Genomic DNA, 22667 nt, shown 5'->3' with positions numbered 1-22667 from the left:
GGGTCTGCTTCTGTCGATCACCTCCTTATTTCTCGGTACTGGCTGTCGGTTGCGCGCTGACCGGTGTCCGGTGCCGGTCGGCGCTGGGAGTCATCGGCCGATAGCGATCCTTTCCTTCCGTTCGGTGTCCGCAGTCACAGTGCGACCGGTCTGGTTGCAGATCAAGCCGATCCCGTCGGCGCGGAGGCAGGCGAGTGCGCCCGCGTGGTCCGGTGCCGTTTCCTCGCCGGTGCCCATCAGGTGGAGCGCTGGCAGATGGGCGAGGATCTGGTCTTCACGGGTGTATGCGTTCGGCGTCCGGTGTGGATCACGAGGCGTGGCGCTGGAGTGTCCGTGGCGGCAGCGGTACGCGGCGCGGCCGTTCGACCAGCACGACTCCATGAGTCGGCTGCACTGCCCACAGCGCAGGAGTCCGGCGAGCTGGTACGTCCGCCGGGCAGCCTTCCTCGCTGCTCGGATGGCCTGCGCGGCGGACGTACCCGGCTTCGCTGACCAGAGCCGGATGTGCCTGCTGCTCGGAGATCACCCACTCGTCCGGGGTATTGCGGCGCATGACGTCGCGGTGGCCGAGGGTGGTGTTGTCCGGGTCGATCAGCTCGTGGTCGGTGCGCTGCCGGTTCCACACCTGGCGGCCGGTGTAGCGCGGGTTGCTGAGAACCCCTTGCACCGAGGTGAGCGTCCAAGCCACAGCGGTTCGGTGCGGGTTGCGTTCGCGGTCTGCGGCGGCCGGGCACGGGATCTTCATGTCGTTGAGAGCACGGGTGATCCTGGCGACGCTGTGGCCGGCGAGGCGTTGCTGGAACATCCACGTGACGATGGGGCCGGTGTCCGGGTCGATGTCCATGCGCCGCAGTTGCACACCACGACGGGCGAGTGCGCGGTTCGGGTGCGGTCCGGCGTCCACGAGCCGGTAGCCGTACGGAGGCCGACCGCCGAGGTAGCGGCCTTGGTCGCGGGCCTGGACCAGCATCGCCGTGCGTGCCCGGATCCGTGCACGAGTGACCTCGCGTTTGGCCAGGACACCGAGCAGGACCATCAGTTCGTCGTGCGCCGCGAGCTGCGGATCGACCTCCCCGCCGAGCTCAGGCAGCCACACAGGGACGCCGTAGTGCTCGAAGACCGGGGCCATTGCGGCGAATTGCTGGCCGGAGAAGGCGCGTTCGCTTGATCCGATGATGATGGCGTCGAACCCGCGGTCCGGGTCGGCGAGGCCGCGAGCAGAGCAGCAGCCTCGGGGCGTCGCGCCCAGGGCAGCGAGCGGCTGTGGCCGACGTCGAAGAACTCCGCCACGATCCGCCCATGACCGGAGGCCACCGCATCGGCGCGCAACCGCTGCCACGCCCTTGACGTCACCGGGTCCTGGTGGTCCTCGGTGGAAACTCGGCCGTAGAACGCGAACCGCAAACCGCCTGCGGGTACCGCACCGTTCACCCGAGCCCCAGGCCGGCAGGCCCACGCGGCCAACTGACCTCGGGCGGCACCGGATTCGTTCCGGCTCGACACCGTGCTCGCTGTCATGGCCACCCCTCCGGAACGTCAACCGTCTTGCCCAGGAGCGTTTCCACGACGTACGGGAATCCCACCGTCCGCCAGGCCAGTTGGTCAGATCGAGCGGTCCTGGTTTCGGTTCGGGCGCGTTGGGACAGTCAGAATCTCTCGGCGATGTCGTGGGCAAGATGGGCCCTCTGCCAAGCGCAGCACAACCGGCCGGCCGAGCCGTTGCGCCGGTCAGCTTTGCGGGAGTTCACCAACGTCGGGGCGGTTCAGCTCAGACGAAAGTCCCTCGCGCGGACACAGGCGTCCAGCCTGGGGCCGAAGCCGCGATTGCCGGTGGTCGGCAGACGCCGCCAGTCTGCTACCGGGCCTCCTGGCAGCTGCCCGGACGTGATCGCCCACGCCACCAGCCTCGCCGCAGCCCCAGCTCACCTCCCGGGCCGACTCCCGGAAGAGAGACAGAACCGTCCCGCCCGCGCCAAGATGACGACGCCGATGGACGCCACCCGCCCCGCGGGCCCGGACGCCACGCCGTGGCGGCGTCGGGGATCCGGTGCGCAGACCGTCCAAGAGCGCATCCACCGACGCGTCAGAAGGTGGTCCCGGGGTTGGTGGGCCAACTGCCGATCGGTCCGGTGCGGGATCGCGGAGAGGTGCGGCTGGTAGGCGGCTGGGGCGACGTCGGGTTGGGCCGCCCGCTGCCCTCTGCGGCGAAGGAGATGGCCCTGCGCAGTTCCCACCAGCGGTCGCCGTCCCCGGTTCTGGGCGGAAAGACACTTCGGTCCTGCGCGGCGCAGTACGCGAACAACTGCCGGGCATCGGGGTCGGCTGCCTCGTAACGCTCCCACTGTTCGGTGGCGAACAGGAAGGCGGGGAGGCTGTCCTCGCCGAGCCAGGTCGGGGCGTACTGCGCCGAGGCCGCCGCAGCACGCGCCTCCGGGTCGCCCAGGATGGCGAGCCGGCACACGTCGTCGCGGGCGACGGGGTGCTCAAGCTGCCGGAAAGCGCGGCGGCAGGACGCTTTGAAGTCGTCCGACGCGGCGAGCGAGATGCCCTTGCGGAGCGAATTGACCGTGCCGTGAGGCCCACGGCGCCGGATGATCGGTTCGACGAGGTCGAGCCGGCCCTTGAGCGCGGCGATCAGGACCTCGGTCGCGGAGGTGTAACAGGGCGGTTCGCCGTCCGGTTCGGGGCCCAGCACCGGAAGGTTCGGATTCGCGGCGACGACGCGGGCGAGCGCGGTCGGGGATCCGTCCGTACGCCACAGGAGGTTGAGCAGGCGCTCCTCGTGTCGGTCGGGCTGCCGTGTGAGGTACGCCGCGACCTCCACTCCCGAGAAGAACGCCGCGTCGAGGGCGGCCAGAAGAGCGGGCTGGTCGGTCTCGGCGAGCAGACCCGACACCGGTCCGACGTCGCTGTGCGGCCCGGCGTCCTCGGTGCCGGTGGCGTCGACGATCCAGGTGGCGACGTCGCGATGTGCCGAGCCGCTCGGCGCCGGCAGAGGCAGTTCCGGATCATCGAGATACTTCACAATCCGCGTTCCCGGAGCATGCTCCGTGCCGGTGGCCGGCGCCAGCAGAAACTCGACGACCGGCCGCGGTGTGGGTCGCGGTTGCCTCCTGTGCAGCAGGTGTCCGTAGTCGTCCTCGCCCAGGCCACGCAGGACGGTGATGAATTCGCGTAACGCATAAGGACTTTCCACGACCCTGTCGGCGCAACGCGCAGCAATCACCGACGTCTTGCTGCCGTCGGCCGCCGCCCACAGTGTCTCGGCCAGCGCCTGCACCGGCCGCTGCTTGCGCGACCCGAACCTGTGCCGGCCGAACCCTCGATACAGCCGCCATCGCACCCGCCACACCAGCAACCACGCCGAGACCGGTCCACCCGCAGCAGTCCCGCTCCAGTTCCTATGACGCCTCATAGAGTGAGGTCTCCCCACGTCCCGACCTGGCGGAACGGGTCACCAGCTCGCACGGTGCGCAGGGGTGCTCGGCGGGGGCTGAATCGAACGGCGGCTCTGTACACAGATCTTCGCCGGGACGGGGTAGACGCTCAGGTGCCGCTCGAGGGAGGTTTGTCTGCAAGGTCGGCTAGCGTTTGTGCCACAGTGTCATTCCCGTAGACCCTGATCGCCTCGGCAAGGATGAGCAGTAGCTCTCTGCGCCCTTGCTCGGACAATTCGGCCACGAAGTCGTGGAGCAGTCGTGCGACTGTCACCCATTGTTGGTCGGGTTGCCACCGCTGGATCTCTTCGACGAGGCTGACTGGGTCCACGCCTGCGGGCGGTCCGGCGAGTCGATGCCACTCGACCGAGGACTTCTCGATCAAGGAGTACAGACGAGCCGAGGCCGGGGTGGCGAGGATCTCGGTTCTGAGGAACTCCTCACGGGCCCTCGCTTGACGTCGGGCGAGTTCATCGAGTTCAGCTTCTTGGCGGACGAGTTCGGCCTTCCGAACGAAGTCGTGGCGCAGATCTTGCGCGCGGAGAGCGGCCTTGCGCGTCACCTCGTCGACGGTGACGTGTACACGCACGCCAATGACCTCGACGTCATCGTCACGTATGGGAAGCTGGCGCCGCAGCGCGATCGCGATGTCTTGTTCGGCGACTTGGGGGCGCAGGACGTCGCATCGGGCCGCGACTTGGTCGATGACGGAGCGAACGAGTCGCGCAGCGGCGTACGCACCGTCCGCCGTCGCAGTGCTCTGTGAGCGCCACATCAGGTGTGTCTCGGTCGCGAAGCACAGCGAAGGGTCGTTACTGGCTGGACGGTCATCGAACGCGTAGGACCATGGTCCGGCTGGGGGTGATGATTTGCGGCGCCTCACCCCTTGTCGGTCTCCCCGATGCCGAGAGAGTTCGGCGTCGAGCCGACCAGGGGCTGCGCCTCGGTCTGACTGGCGGGCATCAGGTCACTGGCCCGACGTGGATGTCGACGCCCAGCCGTCAGCAGGTCCGTATCAAGCTGATCAGACAACGCCTTTTGGATGTCATCGCGTTCACGTGAGAACTCGCGCCCTTCACCCTCTACCCAGCGATACGCATGCTTGCGCAGCGCATCGCGCAGCTGTCGGCGATCCGAGCTGCCCACGTCGACGGCTTGGCGCAGGGACTCGAAGATCAGATTCCTCAGATCGGGTCGGCGTGCTGCGTCCAACCAGAGGAAGACAGCTGCCTCGGCCTCAGGCTCCGATGTGGAATCGTCGTCTTCCTTCAACAGGGTTCGCCACCCCGCGACAAGGTCGGGAACGGACGGTTTGAAGCCTTCGGCATCCTCCAAGTCGAGAGCTGCGAGTAGCAAGGGAAGCCCGTCGTCTTTGTCTCCTGTGTAAGCCGCCAAGGCAGCAAAGGTTCGTCGGCCCACAGTGTCCGCGGTGCCCTTGGTCCTGCACCACCGCGCGACGTAGTGGAAGAGCATCGTCCTGATCGACTCGTCCGCCCAGAGGGTCTGCACTGCCTCGCGGAGCCTGTCGATAATCTCCGGTTGGTCTGATGCTGCGATGTGCCGGATCCGGCGGAGTGCCTTGTCGGTGTGCCTGCGGCCGAATTCTCCGGTACATACCTCCACGACGGCTGCCTGCAGGGCGACGTCCTTGCGACCTGCCCAGGCCAGCAGCATGTTGTGGATGAACGGTGCACTGGTGGCCCGGACCGCTGCGCCGTCCAGGAGCTCGATCGCGAGCGTCCACAGTCCCTTGCTGGTGCCGAAGGCGTACCACGCCTTGACGATCTCTTCTAGCGGTTCCTTGCGCTGGTGACGCACCGCCCAGCGGAGCGCGAACTCTCCCACTCGTTCGGCCAGAGCACGCCGATCATCACGATCGACGGTCGCCAGCGTCTCTTTGCGCTCGTCCAACGGGGCCTTTGCCAGCCACCGCAGGAAAGTCATCCGGGCCAACGGGCGGTCGTTCCAGAAGTATTCCAGGGCCGCATCGTCCCAATGGGGACGCTCGAACACGAGCGTGTCGTCGGCCCTGCGTCGGGCCCCTACCGCGCGGGTCATGGCGATCACACCGGGCTCCTTCTGACCCAGTATGGAGATTTCCGTCTTCTCCAGGTGTTGCGTCAGTTCGGCGGCCTTGGCATAGATATGGCCTACGGTGTCCCCGCGCAGTACGGACGCTGCAAGAAGAAAGTTGCGATGGAAGCTGGTTCGGCCTGGCTCTTCATGCCACTTGTAGAGCCTGTCCTCCCAGTTATTGTGAGCGGCGACCACGTTGGCGACCTGTTCATCGAAGGACGTCGACGTCGGCTGTCCCGTGTCGGGCCCCCGCATGGTCTGTGTCAGGGAGTCCGCTGTACGCCCGGCGTTGCGGTGCTGCTCCAGGATCAGCTCAACCAGCCGCAGCACATCGACGGGCCGCTGCCCGTCCAGGAGGGGCGCGATTCGGTCGTGGCGCAGCCATTGATCAACTTGGAGATCAGGCTCTTGTGCGCATAGCCATCGAGCGGCTATGTCGTAGGGTTTCGATACCCCCAACCACGGGGCTACTCCCTCAGGTGCACCAAGGCTGACGCGCTGCCATTGCTCCGGCGTCGTCAGTACGATCAGGCGGCTTTCCCGCTTGCTGAGGATGTATTGGACGTTGCCAAGGCTCGCTCCGAACGCTGGATCGACCGCGAAGTCGTCTTCGTCGGGGGGAAGTTCCAGGAGGTACCCTCGGCGCTTGGCACGCGGGAGGCGCTTGGCTGGGAAGTGCCGCGACCCGCCGAACGGGATTGGCCACACTTCGTCGATGAAACGGTGGTCGACAAGCCAGGCCAACAGCGCATGCGCGGTGATCGTCCGTCCGGTTCCTGCCGGGCGAGGGAGCACGATGGTGGCACCGGGAGCCGTCAGCTGATCGCAAAGATCGGCAAAGCTGACACGCGCCGTTCGGGTCCGCGCCGGCGCGCCCGAAGCAGGTGGTACGGACGCGCTCGGCCGATTGTCCAGCCGAATCTCGTTGTGCGAGTCGCGCCCCGTGTCCTCCACGGGTGGTTCCGCGTAAACCTCTCGCACGATGTTCAGGTACTCGGGCGCAATCGGGGCGTGGTAGTCGAGGGTTTGCTCGAACACATACTTAACCCCGACCATTTCGCCGAGGTTGAGCCAAGCCCTTTGCATCAGTACGGCTTGGAGCGCGGCCTCAACGCCTTCAGGGGTGGGCGTCGACGTCGCAGCGTCCGCGTCGCCCGTTGGGCCAGGAAGCCCCTCGGGCGCATCGGGTGGCGATGAGTCGCTGCGGAACGCGTCGGAGGTGGGCGGGGAGTACGCATTCGACCGCTGGTCACCGACGTTCGTGACTGCGCGTTCGTTGGGTACGCCCTCAGGCTGTGGACACTCCGTTGGCTCGGCATCAGTGGCAGGAACCGGCTGCGGGTCAGAAGCCGCCGCGAGGGGCGAATGCCGAGGCGGCGTTGGCACATCGGTCTGGTGACGCCACGGCTCGGGCTCCTCGATCGGCGCGGGAATACCGCCTGACGGTGGCTCGTCAGGCGGACGGCCACCGTCGGCCTGATTCGGACCGGACTCGTCAACCGGCAAGTTGAACACGCCTGTTGCCAGCTCGTATGTCACGACATCTGGCTCTCCTGCAGTGACGTCGCCGCTTGGGGAGGGGGCCTCGGCCGCAGGCTGTTCCCAGAATCGGGGGAAGGGATTGCGCCGGTTGCGGTGCTGTTGGCTGCTATCGAAGCCCATCGTGTCGTCGTCCCGGGTCAACCGATCTGGCCTTCGATCTCGAAGCCGACTTGTTCACCGGAGTCGTCGATGATTCGCGCCTCCTGTTCCACTCGCGCCCGCCCTGCGGCGCTGATGCCTTGGGCACGCACGCCCACCTGGCGACCGCGGACGTGTTCTGAGCGCTGAACCGCCTCCACACCCGGCCGGGCCGAAAGTTCTTCCCCGAACGGGAGGCTTCGGCCGTAGACCGCCTCCAGGTCCGTGCGCAGCCGACCGAGCAGTTCGCGCAGCTCAGGGTTGTCCCCGCGCAGCAGATCGGGGTGGGAGAGGAACACACCCAACGCACCGTGCGCCTGCGTGAGGCGCTCGACCCGCCCATCGGTGAGCTCTGACGGCTGCACGCGGAACAACTCGGAATGCCCCGAGACCTGATCGGGCTCCTCCAGTGGAGTACGCCCAGAACGCCGATCAAGTACGGCGCCGGCCCGGTCAAACAGGAAGCGCACCGCTTCGTTCAACACCGTCCCGGCGAGTATCGGAAACGCGATCGGATCCATGTCAGTACCTCCCCCGTCCTTGCGCTGTGCGACCGTCCCGGTGAGGACGGCCACAGAGAATCCGTCACTCACGGTATCGACCAACTAACCGAACAGGAAGATCGGATCAAGTCGACTCGACTCCAACGGCGCTCGGATCGCCGCTGCGGCGTCCCCAGGCACCGGCGTGCTCCTCCTCGATCGGCCGTTGCGCCACACCATCTGGGTGATGCCTACGGTCGCGGGGCTGATCGCCTTCGGCGACGACGAAGGGCTCGACCCGGGGCAACCACACACACGCCGATTTCGCCGCCGACCTCACTGCCCGGGGCCGGTTCACCCTGTGGCCGCCGCGCAACGGGCCCTGCTGGTGTGGATCCGACCGCAAGTACAAGAAGTGCTGCGGAAGCCCGGCCGTCCGCTGACGACCACGCCACACGGGCCAAGCAGGCGCTCTGGCATCGCCGACCCAGGGCGGCAGGCCCACGCGTCCAAGTGGCCCTGGACAGCACCGGATTCGGTCCGATGTTCGCCGTCATGACCACCCTCCAGAACGTCAACCGTCTTGCTCAGCAGCGTTTCCACGGCGTACGCGAATCTCACCGACCGCCACGTCAGTTGGCCATATCGAACGGTCGTGGTTTCGATTCGGGCGCGTCGGAACAGCCGAAATCTCTCGGTGATGTGGGCAAGGCAAGCGTCTTTGCCCAGCGCAACACGACCGCCCTGCCGGGCCGTTGCACCGGCTGGCTTCCGCGGTCGATCGACAAGCGAGCCGTCGATCACCCGCCACGAGAGCGCATCGTAGTGCCCGGTGACACACCGTGGAGATCTGCTCGGCGCCGTCGCCCCGATGGGTGCCGAAATCCATCCGCGCAGGTGAGCAGACCAGACGCGCAGGCTCGCTGGGTGCAGCCACCCGGAGGTTGGGACGAGGCGCGAACGCTCTTGTGCGAAGCGCCGACGCGCTGTCCCTCTTCGGTGCCAGCCTGTAATCATGCGTAAATGGGATCCGTTGAACGCCGCTCAACTCGAACTGCTCAAGCGCGTCGGTGCGGGGGCGGACCTCAGCGCTGCCGATGATTCTCCGTATCGGACCTCGGCGTACGCGCTGAGCAACCGCGGGCTGGTGACGGTCAGCAAACGCGGCGGGGTGTTCCGCGCGCTGATCACCGATGCCGGACAGTTCTACTTGGAGCACGGCCACCATCCCGACCGCCCAGACCCGGTGGCCCGACTGCGCCGCACCTCGGGTCAGCCGCCGGCGACCACCGCCGGATCGAACCACGACCCAGATGCTCCAACATCCCCCCAGCCGCCCCGAGAATTCGTCGTCGGCACGCCAGCGAAGGGCGCGAACGCCAGGCCCGTGGCAGCCAACGCCGCGGCACGGGACCTGCTCGATCGGATCAGCGCGTCCGGCGGCGTGCTGCGCTTCGAGAATCTGGACGCTGGAACGAGGTCTGCGCACATCAAAGCGGTCACCCGGGCCAACAGCACCGGCCTGGTCCCATCGGGCCACCACCTGCGACATTCAACCCGCAGCAGCGGCGAGTTCGTCATCGTGCTCGCCGACGTTGCCAAGCCGGACACGCTGTCCTGGAATCCGCCACGGCGTAGTCGCGCGGCTGGCGCGGTAGGCGTGGTCGTGGCGACCATGCGCGACCACCCGACCGTCTTCGACGTCTCGGAAGCGGCACGGCCCCGCGCACTGGAGATCCTCCAAACACTCGCGGATGAGGCGGAGGCGCGTGGACACCGGTTGTTCGTCCCGAGGAGACGCAAGCGCCCGGAGCCGGTACTTAACGTGAACAGCTACGAATGCGAACTGCGCTTCGTCGAAGAGAAGGACCGGGTGCAGCACACGCCGACAGCTGACGAGCGTCGCAGGTCTCGTCGATACGGCTGGAACCCGGCACCGGAGTTCGATCTTGTGCCCTCAGGACGCCTGCGGCTGGAGGCCCGCGAGATGTACCACTACGAGGCGACCCATCACTGGGCTGACACCAATCGCACCGTGTTGGAGAAGCAGATACGCAAAATCTTCGCCGACCTGGAAGCCAAAGCCGAAACCAGGCGCCAAGAGCACCTCGCGCGCGTGCGTGAGGAGGAAGAGCGGCGGGAACGGGAACGTCGCGAGCAGGCCGTACGGCAGGCCCAATGGGAAGAGGCCATGTGTAAGGCCCGCAAGGCCGCCATCGCTACATTCCGTCGTCGTACGTTCGCCACGGCACTTGACGACTGGAACACCGCTCTGGAAATCCGAGCGCTCTGCGACGCACTCGAAGAAGCCGCCACCCGAACCCCAGAGCATCACCACGCGGAACGGCTGCGGCAGTGGAGCGCCTGGGGGCACAACCAGGCTGACCGACTGGATCCGACGACGTCCGTAGGACTGGCGCACACGCCCTTCGATCATGAGCCCGGACCGGACGATCTGCGCCCCCACCTGGGTGAGTGGAGCCCGTTCAGGGCCGAGCGCGAGCACCGGTACGAGCCGAGAGCCCGAGAGTCGAACCAGCCGACGCCCACGGAGAACTGGTTCACGCGTCGGGCTCGCCAGTGGTGGCGACGTTGAGGCCATAACCCTTTCGAGTGACTTCACCCGGACCTGCCTGAGGAGTATTCTCATTCACAGAACGGGCATCATGAGCGGCTCGAACCTTGTGGGCAAACGGAGTTCACTCCCGCCGGCCCGACCGGAGATGACGGTCCGGTTCCAGGGCAGCAGCGATTGGCACCCGTGCTTGGCCTCGGCCGAGGCGGGTGTTCGTCGTTTCCGGGGTCTGTGTCCGGTGGTTTCCTCCTGACGGTCGGGGTGGGTGTCGGTCGCGCTTTGACCGGGTGTCCGAGACCGGTCGGCGCAGGGTGGGTTATCGACCGATAGCGATCCTCTCGTTCTTGTCGGTGGCGGCGGTCCGGGTGCGACCGTTCTGGTCGTAGATGAGGCCGATGCCGTCGGCGCGGAGGCGGGCGAGTGCGCCCGCCGCGAAGCCGTCGGCCAAGATGCCGACAGTGGTGAGCGGCATCCGCAGTCGGCTGTTCATACGCCGACCAGTGCGCCGCCTTCGTCCTCCCATCGGTCCGCGGCCCGGTCCTGGTTGCCGTGGTCGGGGGCCGCGGCTGCCGCGAGCAGCACCGGCAGGGGGGCGGCGTTGCCGGTGCGGACGGCGAGGGCCATGGCGGTGCCGGCGGCTGCCGTACTGGTAGGTGGCGGGAGGACAAGGAGAAGGAAGTGGTCCATGCGGCCGCGGACGACGGACATGGTGCCGTCGCCGACGGCGTAGGGGATTATGCGGACGATGTGTCCGTCGACGGTGATGCGGGCGGGGATGTCAGTCCACGCTGCGGTGTCCACACCGACGGCGACGACCGGACCGAGTATGGCGGCCAACGTGGTGACCAGGCCCGGGAGTTCGGCACGCAGGTTGCTGGTGCGCGGCCACCAGGCCCCGTCCACGGTGCCGGTGCGGTCCAGCGTGGGTTCCATGCGCAGGCGGGGGCGGGCCCGGTCGGGCAGGAGTGCCGCGGCACGTGTCAGGTCACGGCGTGTGATGGCGAGGGTGGGTGGGTTCGGCATGACGGCCGCCCCTCTGCGGGCCCGCATAGGCGGGCCCACGCTGTCCGGGGTGGCGCGACTTGGTTGCCTACGTACGAAAAACCTCGGTGCTCCCACCTTACGCCCGTACGGCGCCGGGCGGGCGTGGGAAGGGACGGTGCAGGCGTCGACGACGGCCGCTGTCCGCCGACAGATGTCGAGGAGGTCTGCGGTGTTGGTCCGACTGTCGGCGGTGGCCGCGGCAGTATGGCCGCCAGTGCCGCGCCGGTTTCGGTGTCGGCGGGACGTCGAGCTGCAGGACTTGGTCGCGGAGGCTGCGGGTCGGCACGGCGGTGTAGGCGGTGGTCGAGACTGCGTTGACCCGGACGAGGAGGCCCGCCGATCAGCACGGTGTGCGGGATCCGGTGCCAATGCGGCCAGTGGATCCCGGCCCGCACGATCCGGCCGCCGTGTGCGCTGACCGCCGCAACCAGGCCCGGCAGTTCCTCGGTGGTGTCGTCCGAACGCGGCCACCCGGCTCCGTCGAACATCCACTCGCGCGTGGGAGCCGAATCTCGTACGTGGGGCCGGCCGTGCAGCGGGGGTCGGGGACGAGAACCGTTTCAGGGACCGGTGGGCCTGCGCTGCGGCCGCTTCGAGGCCTGTGTCGTGCGCTTGGCAGGGCGCGCGGCGGCTGGTTCCATCTTGGCCAGATGGTCCGTCGAGCCGCCCCGCCACTCGACGAGGAGGATGGTCGCGTCGTCGCTGGTGATCCCGCCGCGGGCCTGTTTCAGGGCTTGGGAGAGTTCGCGCACGGTGGTGCGCACTCCGTGTCGTCGGTGTTCGGCCTCGGAGACGTTGTCGATCAGTTGGTCGAGGCCGAACTCGGCGCCTCCTGCGGAGTGTTCCTCGATGAGTCCGTCGGTGAAGCACAGCAGGCGATCCCCTGGACGGAGCGTCAGAGTCGCGACGACCGGATCATGGCCGCCGAAGCCCACCGGCAGCGTCGTCTCGACGGTCAGCTGACGGACGACGACGCCGTCCCGGATGAGCAGCGGCGGAGGGTGCCCGGCATTGACCCAGTCCAGCCGACCAGTGGCGATGTTCAGGCGCATCATCTGCGCGGTCACGAACTGTTCGGGGCTGAACTGCTCGGCGATCACCATGTCCATATACCCGTAGATTTCGGCGAGGCCGACGAAGGCCCGGCGCGCGTGGCGGTAGGCGCCGATCGCGGCGGTGGCCATCACCGCGGCGTCCAAGCCGTGCCCCATCGCGTCGATCACGGCGATGTGCAGGATGTCGTCGTTCAGCGCGTAGTCGAAGCTGTCGCCGGCGACTTCGTACGCGGGCTCCAGGAAGCCCGCAAGCTCGACCTGGGGCACCGACATGCGCAGCGGCGGCAGAAGCGACCACTGGATCTCCGCCGCCACACTCATCGGAGCCCGCCGCCGGGCCAGCGTGAAGATGTCGGTGTAGTTGTTCTTGGTCACGAGGATGTCCGCGACGAGTCCGGCGAGCCGTCGCAGCAGCCGCCGGTCGTTGTCGTCCACGCGGTCCCAGGTGGCCGCCATCACACCGACCTGGTCGGTGCCGTCCAACAGCGGCAGGTACATCCTGACACCGCCGGGCTGGGGCACCTCGACCGCCATGGCGTCGAGAAATGCCCGGCCGGCGTGCGTTCCGTCGATCGGCTGCGGCGCCTCCGCCACCAGCCACAGGCCCGGAAGCGGCACGAGGGTCAGTTGTTCGTAGTCCTGGAGCAGGATCGCGACGTCTCGCCCACCCATGCGCGTGATTTCCTCGGCGACCAGCGGGGCCACGAGATGGGGCGGCATCTCGTGCGCCCGGTCCAGCAGCAGACCGAGCAACCGTTCCCCGAAACCCTCGGACCGGTCGATCTCGATCCCGAGCGGTTCGTCGCCTTCATCCATAGCACTAGATATCACCACACCTCCGGCGGCTGTCCGGGCAGGTCGGGGGCTCCTCGCGGTTTCACCGGCATGAACGCCTGCATCGTGGGCCTATGCCGACGGTGCGCGTCGATGTGACGGGTGACCGGCAGGCGGACGTGCGGACGGTGTGTATCGAGATCACCACGTCACTCGGGCGCTCCCGCGTGGAAGCACTCGGCGGAGTCGGGCGGGTTCGGTGCATTCGGCCCTGCGTGCGGACCTTTTCGGGTGACGGGTGGCGCTGGCTCTGGTGTGTCGGCCCATCGAGGGCGGGGGCGGCGGCGAACCTTGCCGCCTGCGCCTGTATTCGACGGGCTTGGCGAAAGGAGCCGTGGTGACGGGCGATTCCCTCGATACCCGGCTGCTGGCGGAGTTGACCGAGCAATCCGAGGATCTGCACAGCGACGCGTCGCGGCTGACGCGGGCGTCGCTTGAAGAGTTCGAGGAGACCAGGAGTGAACGGCCGCGGCGCTGGTGGCGGCCCGGCCTGCTGGGCGGTGCGGCGGCCGGCGCGGTGCTGCTGGGGTCCGGGCGGGCTGCGGCGGCGAACGCGGACGATGTGATGGCGTTGCAGACGGCGGCGTCGATCGAGAACCTCGCTGTCAACGTCTACACGACCGCGGCGGGGCTGGACTTCGTCAAGAACGGCAACCCGGTGGTGAAGACGTTCGTCGAGCGGACTACCGCGCAGCACAAGGCGCACGGTCAGGCGTTCAACGCGGCGGCGGTGAAGGCGGGCGGCAAGGCGCAGACGCAGCCGGACCCGAAGTACGCGGCGATCGTGCAGCAGGCCCTGCCGACGATCAAGGGCCCGGCGGACGTGGTGAAGTTGGCGATCACGCTTGAGGACGTGGCCGCGCAGACGTACACGAAGAATGTCACGCAGGTGTCCGACCCCGTGCTGCGGCAGTTGTTCGGGTCGGTGGCGCCGGTGGAGGCGCAGCACAAGGCGGTGCTGCTGTCGGTGCAGGCGCTCCTCGCCGCGAACCTCGCCGATCAGATCACTCTGCCGCCGAACGCGGCGGCGTTGCCGGCCGCGGCCGGGTCGGCGGGGATTCCGGACACGTTCTACCCGACGGCCAACGCCTCCCCGATCAGTGAAGGGGCGGTGCAGTGACGCGCAACAGCAAGCCTGCCGCGTTCGAGGGCAGCGAGAGGGAACTTCGGGCGCTGACCGCGCAGGTCGACGAGGCGCATCGGGCGACGTTGCCGCAGATGCACGCTGCGGCGGTGTCGCTCGGCGAGGAGGTCCGCGAACGGGAGGCCGGGCTGCCGTCGGGCGGGCTGGACCGGCGCCGGTTCCTGGCCGGCTTCGGCGCCGCGGGTGTGGCGGCGCTCACCCTCGCCGCGTGCGGCGACGACGGCAAGTCGTCGTCGGGCAAGGCGTCGCCGTCCGCCTCGAACGCGCCGCAGGCCGCGCCGATGCAGCCGGGCGCGTACACCGGGGACCTGCTGGTGGTCGCGCTCGCCGTCGCGTTGGAGAACCAGGCGGTCGGTGCGTACCAGGCCGCGATCCAGGCGGCGGGTGCGGGCAAGCTGGGGGCGGTGCCGCCGGCGGTGGCGACGTTCGCGACCACCGCGATGGCGCAGCACGCCGACCACGCCAAGGTGTGGAACAACGTGCTGACCCAGGCCGGCAAGGCGCCGATCACCGGGGTGCCGCTGAAGAGCCAGGCCGCGGTCACCGACGCGCTCGGCAAGGTCACCGACGTCCCCGGAGTCGCCAAGCTCGCCCTCCAACTGGAGGACCAGGCGGCCCAGACCTACCTGTTCGCCCAGTTCAACGTCACCGCGCCCGCCGGGATCGCCACCGCGGCGACCATCGCCCCGGTCGAGGCGATGCACGCCGCGATCCTGAACTACCTCCTCGGCCAATACCCCGTCCCCGACGACTTCCTGCCCATCGACAAGGCCGCCAAGACCAGCGACCTCACCGACGACATCACCGGCGGCACGTCGGCCGGTCCCTCGCCGGGGCCCGCGTCCATCACGATCGACAACTTCGCCTTCTCCCCTGCGACTCTGGCGGTGGCCCCCGGGGCCACGGTCACGGTCGTCAACAAGGACACGGCAGCCCACACCGTCACCGCCGCCGACAAGTCGTTCGACACGGGGACCATCGCGCCCGGCGCCACCAAGACCTTCAACGCGCCGAACAAGCCCGGCTCTTACGGCTACAGGTGCACCATCCACCCGTTCATGACCGCGGGTCTGACGGTGGGCTGAGCCGCAAGCCCGTCAGTCGGCTTCGGTCGGCCGCACCGGAGTCGGCGCGGCGCCGGACCCGGGGCGAGGCTTGGTCGGGTCGGCGGGTGCTGCCGGGTGCGCGGCGGCCGTGGACTCCCTGGCCAGGAACGCCCCCAGTTCCCCGATGGATGGTGCTCATGAGCGGGGCGGGGAAGACGACGGTGGTGTTCTTGTCGACGCCGATCTCCACCAGACTCTGCAGGTTGCGCAGTTGCAGCGCCAAGGGGTGGTCCATCATGGTGTCGCTCGCCTCGCCGAGTGCCGCCGCGGCGAGCGACTCGCCCTCGGCGTTGATGATTTTCGCCCGCTTTTCCCGCTCGGCTTCCGCCTGACGGGCCATGGCGCGCTTCATGCTCTCGGGGAGTTGGATGTCCTTGAGTTCGACGAGGGTGACCTCGATACCCCATTCCGCGGTGGTGACGTCGAGGATCTCGCGGATGTCCAGGTTGATGCGGTCGGTTTCCGACAGGGTGTCGTCGAGGTTGTGCCGGCCGACGACCTTGCGCAGCGTCGTCTGGGCGATCTGGTTGATCGCCGCGTCGACGTTCTCGATCGCCACGACAGATTTCACCGCGTCCACCACCCGGAAGTACGCGACCGCCGATACGTCGACACTCACGTTGTCGTGGGTGATGATGCCCTGGGACTGGATCGGCATCGTGACGATGCGCAGGGAAACCCGGTGGGGGCTGTCCGCGACGGGGAAGACGAACCGCAGACCTGGGGGCCGCGGCCCGACAAGGCGTCCGAACCGGAAGAGCACGCCCTGCTCGTACTGTTTGACGATCTTGATGGCCAGGGCCAGCCACAGCACCGCCAGGACCCCGACGACGACCGCGAGAATGATCAGGGCCTTCATGGCGCCGCTCCTCATCATGGCGGCCGTACGGCCGCCGGGCCCGTCCCGTGATCGCGGCGGGAGGCGCCACCGGTTGCGGACAGGTGCAGCGAAATTCGGAATTGCGGCCCGAACGGATTCGCCCTCGGATCGATCCGGTATGGCTTTTCCGAATATTTGGCCAGGGATTTCCAGAGAAGTATCAGGGGGTTACTCGGTGCCGCCGTGCCACTTTCCCGAAACGCGGAACCACATCCCTGGAGCGTAGACCGTATCGACGGCGGCGGCTTCCCCCCTCCCGGTGCGCAGGACCCGCAGGGCGCCGCTCGGAAGGAGGTCGTACTCGTACGTGGCCGGGGATCCACCTTCGGTGACGTCCTCGTAAGAGATATTCGTTTGCCGGTGCTCCGCGCCGTCCGCGGGCGGCCGGTTTTCTGCCAGGTCGATGAATACACTCATGATTCGACCATAGATCCATCAAGGGGTTCCCGCCCCTGGTCGTCGGCCTGGGAGGACCGGATGGTGACCCTGTGGGAGTTCGGAAGCCCAGGGTGCGGGAATCGCGTTGGCGGGTAGGGCCCAGACAGGGGTGGGGGACAGGAGACGCAGGATGCATTCCGCTACGCACGCCGGCACGTCGCCGCAGGTTCCCGAAGTGCCGAACGAGGAACTCCGCACGCGTCCGGGCCGGATCGTGGTCGGCGTCGACGGTTCGTCCGGCGCCGACGCGGCGCTGTCGTGGGCCGCAGCGCAGGCCCGCGAGCACGGTCTCGTCCTCGACATCGTCGCGGCATGGGAGGACATCGCGGACGAGGACTCGCCGTACAGCCGGCAGCAGGCCGCCCGCTCAAGGGTGGAGCGTGCGCTGGAGTCGCTGGGGCGACGTCGGCTGCTCCCCGGGGAAGTGATCACCGCCCCGCTGCACGGGCCCACCGGGGAGCAACTGATCGCCCGGGCCCACGGCGCGGGCATGCTCGTGCTCGGCACGACCGGGATCAGTTCGCCGCGTGAGCCGCACAGCCTTGGGCTGTACTGCCTTCGCCACACGCCGATTCCTGTGGTGTTCGTTCCCCCCGAGCCTTCGCAGCAGCATGTGGTCGATTCCCGGCACGGCGGGTCCGACCCCGACGCGGGGACGGCCGGCCGGGAGGCATCGACGACATGAGCGACGCCGGCCGCCGGACGTCTGTCGGCGGCCGATGGTCGGGCGTGCGCCGACTACCGGTGCGAGGCGACCTGACGCACTACTCGGCCGCTTGTACCGGGAAGCCGAGGCGGTCGAGTGCGCGGGTGACCTCCCGGGCCGAGAAGTCCCGGCGGTCCTGACCGCTGATCACCTCGCCGACCTGCTTGACCGGATAGACATGTCCGCCGATGGTGACGACGTCGCCGGGGCCGTTCTCGGGCTCGACCCCGCTGATCAGCTTCTGCACCTCGTCCCGGTTGAGATCGAAGGCGAAGCCGGCGATGACCACACGCATGGTGCCTCCGGGACGCGGCTGGGGCCCGGAAGGAACGGCCGACGGGGGCAGTGGTTCTGCGCGCATTAGCGGTCTCCTGACTTGAGCGGCGGAACCGGGGTGTGTCCGACGCCGCGGCGTCGATCGGCCTCCGTCGAATCGGTGAGGTACGGGGGTCGCGTCACGCCGGGTCGCCGGCCACGGACTCGGGAGTCGCCGCGGGACGGCGGCGGATCGGTGCTCCCGCACGGTGAAGGCTCGCCACGGCCTGCCGATAGGAGTCGATCAGGCCGGTCTCGTGGTAGGCGACTCCGTGTTCGCGGCAGTAGTCGCGGATGATCGGCTGCACCTTCCGCAGGTTCGGGCCGGGCATCCGCGGAAAGAGGTGGTGCTCGATCTGGTAGTTGAGCCCGCCCATGACGACGTCGGTAAGTCGGCCGCCGCGGATGTTGCGGGAGGTGAGGACTTGGCGGCGCAGGAAATCCATGTGGTCCACCCCGCTGCGCATCGGCATCCCCTTGTGGTTCGGGGCGAACACGAGTCCCAGGTAGACGCCGAAGACCGCCTGGTGCACCGCCAGGAACGCGACGGCCATGCCAGGCGGGAGCACCAGGAACAGCGCGGTCAGATAGGCCGCGAGATGGCCGGTGAGCAACCCGCCCTCCATCCTGCGGTTCTTCAAAGAGGGGTCGGCCAGCGCCCGCATACCGGCGACGTGGACGTTGAGGCCCTCCAGCATCAGCAGCGGGAAGAACAGGAACGCCTGCATGCGGCCGAGGAGGCGGGGGATCCCGCGGGCCGCACGGGCCTGGTCCGGGGACCACACCAGCAGATCGGGGGCGACATCGGGATCCAGCTCGGCGTGGTTGGGATGCGCGTGATGGCGCGTGTGCTTGTCCTGCCACCACTCGTACCCCATGCCGACCGCAGCCCCGGCCACGCGGCCGACCGCGTCGGCCGCGGCGCGGCCGCGGAAGACCTGGCGATGGGCGACGTCGTGGGCGACCAAAGCCGCCTGCCCGAACGCCACACCCAGCAGCGCCGCGACCGCAAGCGTCCACCAGCCGGGCCCCACCAGAACGAATGCCGCCCAGCAGCCGGCGTAGAAGACGGCCACCAGCCCGATCCGGGCGGCGTAGTAACCGGTGCGGCGATCCATCAGGCCCGCCGCCGCGACACGCTTGGACAGGACCGCGAAGTCCGCCCCGGAACCGTCTGCCTGTCTGGGGCGCGCGTCGCGCATGGTGTCGGTCATGTATGCCTTTCGAGGAGTGGCCGTGCACCCGGGGGAAGGGGTGGCCGACCGGGGCGACGGGCGGGGCGTTTCCCCCGACCGGTCGTGGTTCTGCTGCGTAGGAGCCGCCGGGTGCCCCGTCCCCGCGAGGCCGAAGCAGTCCCCCCGGTGGCCGAAGGTCGGCCGATGCGGAGGGCGGCGAGGCCGCTCGGCGAATCCCGGGAGACCGCTCGGGTCAGGTGGACGGCTGGTGCCGGCTTCCGGGAACGGCGCCAACGGCGGCGATCGTCACTGTCCCGACGGAGAGCGCGTCAACGTCCGCGGTTGCGGGGACAGATGGGAAAGGGAACGCGGATTGCTGCTGCGGCCTGGCTGTACGTCGTCGCGGAGTGGCCGGAGTCCGGCACGCTGGTCGCCCCTCCGCGACGCCGGGGAGGAACGCCGCACATCGGAGGTGACGTCAACTCGGAGCGCCAACGAAGTCCCTCGCTTGCAGCCTAGCCGGAGCGAGTCTGGAAGCAGAAGGTCTGCCGGGCGCCGTGGGCCCGAAGCGCCCCGAATCCCGCGCGTCGGCGGCGGTGGAGCATGCCCCCGGAGCCCTGTGGAAGTACCGAAGTTCGGCGTACGCAGGCATTTCGGGCGGGCCCTCGGGGATCGCTCGCCCGTCGACACGGGTGCGTACGGGCGGCCGTCATGCCGGAGCGACGATCACTGCGCGACGCGCCGCGACTCGGTCCGTGCCGGGGTCCGATCGCCCGAGGGGCCACCCGAAGGCTGCATGTGGTGTCGTGAACCGCGCCATCAGGGCCGGAGGACGGGGACGTCGGCCCAGACGGCCTTGCCGTTGTCGGCGGCAAGGCTGCCCCAACGCGTGGTGAGACGCTCGACAATGGCCAGCCCGTACCCGCCGAGACCTTCTGTACTCGGGGGTTTCGGCAGGGGCGGGTCGGGCGAGGCGTCCGTGACACAAATCCGCACAGTGTCTCCGGCCGGCATTTCGAGGACCAAGTGGCGAGGGCCGCCGGCGTGCCGAGCGGCATTGGCCACGAGTTCCGCGGTCACCAGTGCGGCATTGCCGACAATCTCGTCCGGTAGGCCGGGAATCCATCGCGCGAGTGTGGTGCGGCAGAACGCGACGCCCGCTCGGGTGCACCCGGCAGTCACTCCAGGGGCGAAAGTGTGCCGTCGGTGAAAGGTCGTGGAACTGCGTGGTGACCACATCGTGCGCCAAGTTCCTGAGCAGTGGGCAGACTGTGACTTGGCGGCTGCCCCGCGCGCTTCGCCCAACACGTGCGCGGCATGATCGCCGTACGGGGCCGCGCGTCGAGCGGAACGCAGTGGAGAGCGGAGAACGGGCTCGCGGCGTCTGCCGGCCGATCCTCCGGACCGGATCTTCCGGACTGCCGGTCCGCGGCACCGGGTCCGACCGGCCGCCGAGGAGATGCGTGGTCGACGCCCCTGGCTGCGCCCCGACCGCTTGCGGGTGGTTCCGGGCCTGCTCGGCCCCGCTGGGGGTCGGTGTCCCGGGTCGTCCGGGGTGGGCGCCCCAGGGCGCTCCGACCGGACGTCCGTGTTCGCCCCGAGGCCCGTCGAGTCAATACCTGTCGCACATTTCATGTTTTATCATGCATGAAGGAACTTTCCGCTTTGGGGGTTGACCTTGATCGCCGCGGGGGTCAGGCTGGAAGGCAACGAGCCGTTCACGCCCGAGTCCATCGGAGTCGAACGATGCGGAAAGCATGGGAAAGCCGCCGCGAGTACGTCGTGGGCGACGATCTCGGGGTCGACTTCGCCGCCGAGTTCGGGCAGCCATACGGGGACGCCGTAGTGGGCGAACAGCGGGGCCATGGCCGCGAACTGCTGTCCGTTGAAAGCACGTTCGCTTGACCCGATGACGATCGCATCGAAGCCGCGGTCGGGGTCCGCGAGTGCCGTGACCAGCGCGGCGGCATCCGGACGGCGGGCCCAGGGTAGCGAGCGGCTGTGCCCGACGTCGAAGAACTCCACGACGATCCGGCCGTGCCCCGACGTCAACGCCTGCGCGTTGAGAAGCTGCCAGCCCCGCGACGTCTCGGGGTCTTGATGGTCCTCGGTCGACACACGGCCATAGAACGCGAAGCGCGTGCCATGCGGCGCAGCAGCTGACACCGTCGGGCTCGGGCGGCGCGCAGCCCAAGATCCCAGCACGGTCTCCTCGACGAGGCCCTTCTTCGGTGTAGGCATGGCGGTCGGATCCTTGGCCCTCACAGCATTCGCGGTCGCACGCTCCATCCGATCCTGCATCAGCACGTCAGACATGACTACGGCGCGAGGAAGCACATGCGACAGGCGAGCGCCTCCCGCCACGCCGACTGATGCGATGCACGCCGTCGTCGATCCGCTGATCTCCAGGAGGTGCTCGTTGGCGTCCGAGCCGGCCAGCCGGAGTGCCACCTCGCCGTGACGATCCAAAGCGCTCATAGCTGTGACGCGACACCTCAAAGCCGATCGCGGGGCTGTGCGGTTCATGCTGTAACGGCTGGATCTGAGGAGGCCTCCGGTTTCCGAACGTCCCAGCGAATTGCATGGGTTACCTGTTCCGCCCCACGCGGAGGGGCTTGCGCTGACCGGGGCGGGGAGCCTGTTGCAGCAGCTGACCAAGCTGGTGCTCGAGGCCGCCCTCGAGGGCGAGATAGACGACCACCTCGGCAATGCGAAGCACGCGGTCGAGGGCCGGGACGGCGGCAACTCCCGCAACGGGCGCGGCGCCAAGACGGTCGCCCTACGTAGTGATGTGGGGTGCCGCGATGCCGGAGGCCGGCGGCAATGGAATTTCCGAACCACCCACAAGTTTGGAGATAGGGAACGAATCCCCCTCCCGAGACGAGCGAGACCCCTTTCACTGTCCGTAAATCGGGTTGGAACGGGCGGTGCGAGCACCGCCCTCGGCGGAGCTGATCGGGCCCGGTCAGCCGCGCAGCAGCTCGCTGGCCCCCACCTGTGCCAGGAGTGGGGGCTCGGCTCCCCCCTCATAGGCGAAGTGAAGTTCGCGCTTGGCTCGCGTGCTCATCACGTAGTACTCCATGCGCAGTGCCGCCGAGGTGGGATCGGTGGCGGCATCGGTGTGCGTGTCGGGGACGACGACGGTGTCGAAGCCGAGGCCCTTGGCGCTCTTGCGGTGGACGAGGACGATGCCGGGTCGGCCCAGGTCCAGTCTGCGGTAGCGGCCTCCGTGGGCCTGAGAGGTGTACAGCTGGGGTTTGAGTCTGGATGCCCGGCGTTCGACCGTGCCGAGCAGCGAGAACTGGGTGTGCTTGGAGTGCGCTATTACGCCGATGGTGTGCCGTGGGTGCTGTTCTGCGAGCAGGATCAACAGGTCGGCGGCGCCACGCTCGGGGATTCTGTGCAGCGTGCTCGTGATGGCTGCCGCCCCCGCCCCGTACTCGGGCCTCCCCGCTGACGCACTCCGCCTGCACTGCCTCGGCCTCCTGGGTGCCGCGGAGGCGATCGCCGCGGAACTGACCCGGGGGCGGGTCACCGTGGACGAAGTCGTCTCGGCGCTGGCCGACTTGATCGCGAGCAGTACTCCAAACCTGGCCCGCGGACCGCAAGGGTGACTTCGCCGTTGCGGCAGCCGCAAAGCCGGTGCGAACCCTGGATGGGCGACGTGATGGGCACCCCGGCCAGGACCGGCAGCAACGGGCATGGCGGGCATGGTGGGCA

The 22667-nt window shown here is 68.5% G+C and carries 23 protein-coding genes and 1 pseudogene; 7 read left to right on the top strand and 17 right to left on the bottom strand.

All coding sequences use genetic code 11. The features are described from left to right. Window positions 1-90: 90 nt before the first annotated feature. The 6 genes from ACPA54_RS03445 to ACPA54_RS03420 form a co-directional block, all read right to left on the bottom strand. Window positions 91-381 carry a hypothetical protein gene (locus ACPA54_RS03445; protein ID WP_423526597.1) on the bottom strand — a complete coding sequence of 97 codons (291 nt, stop codon included), beginning with the start codon at window positions 379-381 and terminating at the stop codon, window positions 91-93. Then, the gene (locus ACPA54_RS03440; protein ID WP_423526595.1) at window positions 308-1096 is read right to left on the bottom strand and encodes a recombinase family protein; all 789 of its coding nucleotides are present in this window, start codon (window positions 1094-1096) and stop codon (window positions 308-310) included. The genes ACPA54_RS03445 and ACPA54_RS03440 overlap by 74 nt, the downstream gene beginning before the upstream one ends. Before the next feature lie 987 nt (window positions 1097-2083). After that, window positions 2084-3025, bottom strand: a complete 942-nt coding sequence (locus ACPA54_RS03435; RefSeq protein WP_423526593.1) for a hypothetical protein — start codon at window positions 3023-3025, stop codon at window positions 2084-2086. A gap of 521 nt (window positions 3026-3546) precedes the next feature. After that, window positions 3547-4212 (bottom strand): hypothetical protein, encoded by a 666-nt coding sequence (locus tag ACPA54_RS03430; RefSeq protein ID WP_423526592.1) that lies wholly within the window; start codon window positions 4210-4212, stop codon window positions 3547-3549. Between the two features lie 104 nt (window positions 4213-4316). Beyond that, window positions 4317-7052, bottom strand: coding sequence for a hypothetical protein (locus tag ACPA54_RS03425; protein WP_423526590.1), 2736 nt, complete (start codon window positions 7050-7052; stop codon window positions 4317-4319). Between the two features lie 140 nt (window positions 7053-7192). Further along, the gene (locus tag ACPA54_RS03420; protein WP_423526588.1) at window positions 7193-7768 is read right to left on the bottom strand and encodes a hypothetical protein; all 576 of its coding nucleotides are present in this window, start codon (window positions 7766-7768) and stop codon (window positions 7193-7195) included. Window positions 7769-8034: 266 nt separating this feature from the next. On the opposite strand from ACPA54_RS03420, the gene ACPA54_RS03415 reads away from it, so the two are divergent. Together ACPA54_RS03415 and ACPA54_RS03410 are read left to right on the top strand one after the other, a co-directional pair. Then, entirely contained in the window at window positions 8035-8118 is an 84-nt protein-coding gene (locus tag ACPA54_RS03415; RefSeq protein WP_423526881.1) for an SEC-C metal-binding domain-containing protein, read from the top strand. 572 nt (window positions 8119-8690) lie between these two features. Then, window positions 8691-10271 (top strand): hypothetical protein, encoded by a 1581-nt coding sequence (locus ACPA54_RS03410; protein WP_423526586.1) that lies wholly within the window; start codon window positions 8691-8693, stop codon window positions 10269-10271. 295 nt (window positions 10272-10566) lie between these two features. On the opposite strand, the gene ACPA54_RS03405 is transcribed toward ACPA54_RS03410, so the two are convergent. The 4 genes from ACPA54_RS03405 to ACPA54_RS03390 form a co-directional block, all read right to left on the bottom strand. Continuing rightward, window positions 10567-10740 (bottom strand): hypothetical protein, encoded by a 174-nt coding sequence (locus tag ACPA54_RS03405; RefSeq protein ID WP_423526584.1) that lies wholly within the window; start codon window positions 10738-10740, stop codon window positions 10567-10569. Further along, a complete protein-coding gene (locus ACPA54_RS03400; protein ID WP_423526582.1) occupies window positions 10737-11273 on the bottom strand; it encodes a DUF5994 family protein in 537 nt (178 codons plus the stop codon). Before ACPA54_RS03400 ends, ACPA54_RS03405 begins: the two co-directional genes overlap by 4 nt. Next, window positions 11231-11782, bottom strand: a complete 552-nt coding sequence (locus ACPA54_RS03395) for a DUF5994 family protein (protein WP_423526580.1) — start codon at window positions 11780-11782, stop codon at window positions 11231-11233. Before ACPA54_RS03395 ends, ACPA54_RS03400 begins: the two co-directional genes overlap by 43 nt. Before the next feature lie 72 nt (window positions 11783-11854). After that, window positions 11855-13165, bottom strand: a complete 1311-nt coding sequence (locus tag ACPA54_RS03390) for a PP2C family protein-serine/threonine phosphatase (RefSeq protein ID WP_423526578.1) — start codon at window positions 13163-13165, stop codon at window positions 11855-11857. A gap of 355 nt (window positions 13166-13520) precedes the next feature. On the opposite strand from ACPA54_RS03390, the gene ACPA54_RS03385 reads away from it, so the two are divergent. Together ACPA54_RS03385 and ACPA54_RS03380 are read left to right on the top strand one after the other, a co-directional pair. Further along, the gene (locus tag ACPA54_RS03385) at window positions 13521-14303 is read left to right on the top strand and encodes a ferritin-like domain-containing protein (protein WP_423526576.1); all 783 of its coding nucleotides are present in this window, start codon (window positions 13521-13523) and stop codon (window positions 14301-14303) included. Then, a complete protein-coding gene (locus ACPA54_RS03380; protein WP_423526574.1) occupies window positions 14300-15412 on the top strand; it encodes a ferritin-like domain-containing protein in 1113 nt (370 codons plus the stop codon). The genes ACPA54_RS03385 and ACPA54_RS03380 overlap by 4 nt, the downstream gene beginning before the upstream one ends. On the opposite strand, the gene ACPA54_RS03375 is transcribed toward ACPA54_RS03380, so the two are convergent. Beyond that, a complete protein-coding gene (locus tag ACPA54_RS03375) occupies window positions 15384-16292 on the bottom strand; it encodes a slipin family protein (protein ID WP_423526572.1) in 909 nt (302 codons plus the stop codon). The two genes, ACPA54_RS03380 and ACPA54_RS03375, sit on opposite strands and share 29 nt — an antisense overlap. Window positions 16293-16481: 189 nt before the next feature. Further along, entirely contained in the window at window positions 16482-16730 is a 249-nt protein-coding gene (locus tag ACPA54_RS03370) for a hypothetical protein (protein WP_423526570.1), read from the bottom strand. A gap of 151 nt (window positions 16731-16881) precedes the next feature. Between ACPA54_RS03370 and ACPA54_RS03365 the strand changes: the two genes are divergently transcribed. Then, on the top strand, window positions 16882-17436 hold the full coding sequence (locus ACPA54_RS03365; protein WP_423526568.1) for a universal stress protein: 555 nt from the start codon (window positions 16882-16884) through the stop codon (window positions 17434-17436). A 79-nt stretch (window positions 17437-17515) separates the two neighbouring features. Here the strand turns inward: ACPA54_RS03365 and ACPA54_RS03360 are convergent, their stop codons facing one another. The 4 genes from ACPA54_RS03360 to ACPA54_RS03345 all read right to left on the bottom strand — a co-directional run bounded on the left by ACPA54_RS03360 (window position 17516) and on the right by ACPA54_RS03345 (window position 21425). Next, window positions 17516-17752 carry an SCO5918 family protein gene (locus ACPA54_RS03360; RefSeq protein WP_423526566.1) on the bottom strand — a complete coding sequence of 79 codons (237 nt, stop codon included), beginning with the start codon at window positions 17750-17752 and terminating at the stop codon, window positions 17516-17518. Between the two features lie 160 nt (window positions 17753-17912). After that, window positions 17913-18986 carry a fatty acid desaturase family protein gene (locus ACPA54_RS03355; protein WP_423526565.1) on the bottom strand — a complete coding sequence of 358 codons (1074 nt, stop codon included), beginning with the start codon at window positions 18984-18986 and terminating at the stop codon, window positions 17913-17915. A gap of 780 nt (window positions 18987-19766) precedes the next feature. Continuing rightward, window positions 19767-20186, bottom strand: a complete 420-nt coding sequence (locus ACPA54_RS03350; protein WP_423526564.1) for an ATP-binding protein — start codon at window positions 20184-20186, stop codon at window positions 19767-19769. Between the two features lie 402 nt (window positions 20187-20588). Beyond that, a complete protein-coding gene (locus ACPA54_RS03345; RefSeq protein ID WP_423526562.1) occupies window positions 20589-21425 on the bottom strand; it encodes a recombinase family protein in 837 nt (278 codons plus the stop codon). 127 nt (window positions 21426-21552) lie between these two features. Between ACPA54_RS03345 and ACPA54_RS03340 the strand changes: the two are divergent. Beyond that, window positions 21553-21744 (top strand): annotated as a pseudogene (locus ACPA54_RS03340) (transposase); the annotation flags it as partial. A 168-nt stretch (window positions 21745-21912) separates the two neighbouring features. On the opposite strand, the gene ACPA54_RS03335 reads toward ACPA54_RS03340, so the two are convergent. Continuing rightward, complete coding sequence (locus ACPA54_RS03335; RefSeq protein WP_423526893.1) at window positions 21913-22317, bottom strand: hypothetical protein; 405 nt, start codon at window positions 22315-22317, stop codon at window positions 21913-21915. Window positions 22318-22363: 46 nt separating this feature from the next. Between ACPA54_RS03335 and ACPA54_RS03330 the strand changes: the two genes are divergently transcribed. Next, window positions 22364-22561 carry a hypothetical protein gene (locus tag ACPA54_RS03330; RefSeq protein ID WP_423526561.1) on the top strand — a complete coding sequence of 66 codons (198 nt, stop codon included), beginning with the start codon at window positions 22364-22366 and terminating at the stop codon, window positions 22559-22561. Window positions 22562-22667 lie beyond the last annotated feature (106 nt).

Source organism: Uniformispora flossi (genome assembly GCF_049534875.1).
GTDB classification, from domain to species: domain Bacteria; phylum Actinomycetota; class Actinomycetes; order Streptomycetales; family Streptomycetaceae; genus Yinghuangia; species Yinghuangia aomiensis.
Note: the sequence above shows the minus strand (reverse complement) of the source record. Positions and strands in the feature narration are given on the sequence as shown.